We start from the raw sequence: 4,629 nt of genomic DNA, 5'->3' as shown, positions 1-4,629 counted from the left end.
AGCGTCTCGTCGAAAAAGGCGGCCATATCGGCGACAATGTCGCGCTCCGGGTCGATCTCCGCGCAATGGTGCATGACAACCAGCGCCGCGCCACTTTCGGCGGCGGCCTCGGCCATGGCGGGATCGGCGCGCAGGCCGGAAATGTCGTTGATGATCGCGGCGCCGAGCGCCGCCGCGCGGCGGGCGATTTCGGCCTTGGTGGTGTCGACCGAAACCGGCGGCGCGACGCTTTCGATCAATGGCCCGAGGATCGGTTCGAGCCGCGCCCATTCCTCCGTAGCGTCCACCGGAACGAAGCCCGGCCGGGTCGATTCCGCGCCGATGTCGATGATGTCCGCCCCCGCCGCCGCCATGGCGCCGGCATGGACGAGCGCCGCTTCGACCGCGGCGAAGCGGCCGCCGTCGGAGAAGGAATCCGGCGTGACATTGAGAATGCCCATCACCAAAGGCCGACCGGAGGCGCGCGCGGCGATCCGTCCGATCAGTTCATCGGCGGCGGCGCGGGCTTTGGCGAATGGGTCCACACGGCCCTCCTTTGCGGGAAAACCGCCTTACGCGCGCTGGTGAACGATGTAAAGACGCGCTCGCGTCACTCGAAGGCCGCGCGCCGCTGCGCGGCGGCGGGAATCGCGGCGCGCACCTGGGCCACGCGCGCAAGATCGAGCCGCGCCGTCGCAAAGCCCGGCCCGTCAGAGGCCATGGCGATCTTGTGGCCCCAGGGGTCGCAGATCAGGGAATGGCCATAGGTCAGCCGCGTCTCGTCCTTGATCTGATGGGCGCCGACCTGAGCTGGCGCGAGGAAATAGCATTGCGTCTCGATGGCGCGGGCGCGGCAGAGCACTTCCCAATGGTCCTTGCCGGTTTGCAGCGTGAAGGCGGCCGGCAGCACGATCGCCTGGGCCCCACGCGCGGCCAGCGCCTGGAACAGAGCCGGGAAGCGGATGTCGTAGCAGATGGCGCAGCCGAAGGTCACGCCCTCGGCCTGATAGGTCACGACCTCCTCGCCCGGCCTGAACACCGCGCTTTCGCGATAGGCGGCGCCGTCGGGCGTGGTGACGTCGAACATGTGGATCTTGCGGTAGAGCGCGATTTCCGCGCCGCGCCGGTCGAACACGACGGTGGTGTTGGACAGCCGCTCGTCATCCGCATTGCGCTCCAGAAAGGAGCCGGAATGGATGAAAACGCCGTGTTTCGCGGCAAGCTCGGCGCAGAGCGCATAAGCCGGCCCCTCGCGCAGCCTTTCGGCCGCCTCGAATTTTTCGGCCCTTGAGCCGCCGAGGAAATCGAACACTTCCGGCAAGGCGATCCAGTCCGGCCGCTCCAGCGCGACCGCCTGCTCGATCAGCCGCCGCGCCTGCGCCAGATTGGCGGCCTTGTCGCCGGTCGAATTCATCTGGATCACGCAGGTCTTCATCGCTTCCTCGATTTCCGCCGCCCGAACAAAGCAATTCCGGCGCGCGAAAACAAGCGCGCTTCTTTCGCCGCCGCCTTGCGCTTAGACTCAGGCGCCGATTCGCCTCCGCACCATCGCCATGCGCTTCACCTTTCTGCACGCCGCCGACCTGCATCTGGGCAGCCCGTTCAAGGGCCTGAGCCTGCGCGACGAGGCTCTGGCGGCCCGCCTCGCCCGCGCCAGCCGCGACGCCTTCACGGATCTGATCGACCGCGCGCTGGAGGAAAGAATAGCCTTCGCCATTTTCGCCGGCGACATTTTCGACGGCGACTGGCGCGACGCCGCCATCGCCTTGTTCTTCAACCGCCAGATCGCGCGGCTGGCCAAGGAAAACATCCCGGTCTTCCTGCTGAAAGGCAATCACGACGCGGACTCCGTCGTCACCAAGAGCCTTTCCTTGCCAGAGCTCGCCCATCAATTTCCGACCGGCAAAGCGGGTAGTTTCGAGCTGCCGGACCTGCGCGTCGCCCTGCATGGGCGCGGCTTTTCGCGCCGCGCGGAAAGCGAGAATCTGGCGCGCGGCTTTCCGGCGCCCAAGGCGGGCTGGTTCAATATCGGCGTGCTGCACTCCTCGCTCGACGGCCGCGCCGGCCATGCCGTCTATGCGCCGTGTTCGCTCGACGATTTGCGCGCGAAAAACTACGATTATTGGGCGCTCGGCCATGTCCACGCCCATGAAGTGGTCGCGCGCGATCCCTGGGTGGTCTTCCCCGGCAATCTGCAAGGCCGCAGCATCCGCGAGACCGGCCCGAAAGGCGCCGTGCTGGTCGATGTCGAGCATGGCGCGGTCGCCGGCCTGCGCCGCCTCATCGTCGACCGCGCGCGCTTCGCCGAAATCGCGCTCGACGCCGCCGAGCACGACGACCCCGCCAGCCTGCTGCGCGCGGTCGAGGCGCGCGCCCGCGCCGAGGCCGAACAGGCGGAGGGACACCCGCTCGCCCTGCGCATTCGCGTCTCCGGCGCCAGCCCGCTGCACGGGCGCCTCGCCGCCGATCCGGCGCGCTGGCGTGACGAGATTGAGGCCGCCGCCCAGCGCGCCCATGAGGATGTCGCGCTGGAGCGTTTCGTGCTCGACACCGAGCCCGCGCAAGCCTTTTCGCCGGTCGCTGGCGATTTCGACTTCGAGGCTTTGCTGGACGAATGCCTCGCCGATCCCGCCTTGCGCGAGGCCGCGCGGGCGGCTCTGGCGACGATCGCGGCCAAGGCGCCGTCGTCCGGCGACCCTGATAGCGGCGGTCTCGCCGACGAGATCGACGCTTTGCTGCGCGAGGCCCGCGACATGGTTCTGGCGCGGACGGAAAACGGCGGCGCGTCATGAGGCTGCTCGATCTCACGCTCGACCGCTACGGCCCCTTCGACGGGCTGCGCCTGGTTTTCGATCCGGACGCTTCGGTCCATATCGTCTATGGCCCCAATGAGGCCGGCAAGTCCTCGGCGCTGGCGGCGCTCGGCGATCTGTTCTATGGCGCGCCGCGCCGCGAGAAAATCTCCTTCCTGCGCCCCAAGGAGCTGCGCCTCGGCGCGACCCTGCGCGGGCGCAACGGCCAGATCCTGCAATTCTTCCGCCGGCGCGGCGACCGCAACACCTTGCTGGACCCGAGCGGCGCCGCGCTGCCGGAGGATGCGCTGGCGCCCTTTCTGGGCGCCGCGACGCGCGACATTTTCCATCGCGCCTTCGGCCTCAACGCCGCCAGCCTGCGCGCCGGCGGCGACGACATGCTGCGCGCGGAAGGCGAGATCGGCGCCACTTTGTTCGCCGCCGCCTCGGGCCTGCGCGGCCTGATCGATCTGCGCGCCGGCCTGGAGGCGGAGGCGGAGCAAATCTTCGACGACCGCCGCGCCAGCCATCGCGCCTTCTATCAGGCGCTCGACCGTTTCGACGCCGCGCGCGCGCAGGAACGCGCCGCTTTGGTCTCGGAAAGCGCCCTGAAAGCGCTGGGCGAGACGATCGAGAGCGCCGGCGAACAGCTTTCGGCGATCGAACGGGAAGACAGCGAGGCCCAGGCCGAGGCCTTGCGGCTGGAGCGCCTGTGCAAGGCGGCGCCGATCCTTGCCCGGCTCGCGCGCCTGCGTGCGGAGGCCGCGCTTCATGACGATCTCGCCTCGATTTCCGCCGAGGCCGCGCAAGGTTTCGTCGCCTTGCTCGCCGCCCGCGACGCCGCTTTGCAGCAGGCCGAACAGGCGCGCGAGACACGCGAGGCGGCGCGACGGGAAATGGAGGCGGCCGCGCCGGATGCGGCGCTGCTCGCCGAAGCCGACCCCATCGACGATCTGATCCGCGCCAGCGGCGCCTATGAAAAGGCCGCCGCCGACCTGCCCCGGCGCGAACAGGCCTTGCGCGAGGCGCGGCAGATGCTGTTCGCTCGCGCCCAGACCTGCGGGCTCGCGGGCGTCGAGGCCTTGCGCGCCGCCTTGCCCGATGCGGCGACGCTGCTGCGCGCAGAAAAACTCGCCGCGCGCGGACGCGAATTGCTGGCGCTGAGGGATGATCCCGCACGCGCGCTGGCCGAGGAAAAAAGCCGCCTCGGCGCCGCGGACGCCGCGCCGCGCGACGATCTGCCCGAGGCCGACGTGTTGCGGGAAAAACTACACGCTTTCGGGGAGATCGAAACGCTCGACGCGAGCTGGCGGGATTTATCGCGCGCTTGCGCCGCGAACGCCCGCGCGCTGGAGGAAAAGCGCGGGCGGCTCTCGCCGGCTTTGGCCGATGCCGAGCGTTTCGCGCGCAGCCCCAGCCCGGACGCCGCCGCGATCGAGCGCGCCGCGCGCGCCTTCGAGGATTTTTCGGCCCGCGAAGCCAAGGCGCGGCTCAAGGCGCAGGAGGCGGGGGAACGCCTCGTCGCCGCGCGCGCCCGGCTGCACAATCTGGAGCGGCAAGGCCCCATCGCCAGCCTCACCAGCCTGCGCGAGGCCCGCGACCGCCGCGACCGGGCCTGGCTGGATTTGCGCGCGCTCGTCGCCGACGAAACGCCCGCCGCGCCCGAGCGTCTGCGGGACCGGGCGCTGCTGTTCGAGGCTTTGGCCGCCGATGCCGACCGCAACGCCGACGCCCTGCTGGCCAATGCGGCGCAGGCCGCGGCGGCGGAAGGCGAACGAGAGGCGATTGAGGCCGCGCAAGTGGAACAGGACGGCGCGGCGGCGACGCTCGACGCGCTGACGCTGGAGCACGGCCGGCT

General features: G+C 70.0%; 4 protein-coding genes. 2 read left to right on the top strand and 2 right to left on the bottom strand.

The window, feature by feature from the left end:
* Together folP and ACE3S9_RS12370 are read right to left on the bottom strand one after the other, a co-directional pair.
* Positions 1 to 524 (bottom strand): dihydropteroate synthase (gene folP / locus ACE3S9_RS12375; protein ID WP_374546770.1); only part of this gene is annotated, 524 nt, incomplete at its 3' end.
* Positions 525 to 589: 65 nt separating this feature from the next.
* Complete coding sequence (locus tag ACE3S9_RS12370) at positions 590 to 1,414, bottom strand: carbon-nitrogen hydrolase family protein (protein ID WP_374546769.1); 825 nt, start codon at positions 1,412 to 1,414, stop codon at positions 590 to 592.
* Positions 1,415 to 1,532: 118 nt separating this feature from the next.
* Here ACE3S9_RS12370 and ACE3S9_RS12365 point away from each other — a divergent pair, with 118 nt between their 5' ends.
* Positions 1,533 to 2,771: an exonuclease SbcCD subunit D gene (locus tag ACE3S9_RS12365; protein ID WP_374546768.1), complete on the top strand. Its 1,239-nt coding sequence runs from the start codon at positions 1,533 to 1,535 to the stop codon at positions 2,769 to 2,771.
* The coding region (locus ACE3S9_RS12360) for an AAA family ATPase (protein ID WP_374546767.1) at positions 2,768 to 4,629 on the top strand (1,862 nt) is incomplete at its 3' end. The genes ACE3S9_RS12365 and ACE3S9_RS12360, both read left to right, overlap by 4 nt.

The organism is Rhodoblastus sp. (genome assembly GCF_041915505.1).
Lineage (GTDB): Bacteria > Pseudomonadota > Alphaproteobacteria > Rhizobiales > Beijerinckiaceae > Rhodoblastus.
The sequence above is the reverse complement of the archived record's forward strand: the minus strand, read 5'-3'. Positions and strand labels throughout refer to the sequence as shown.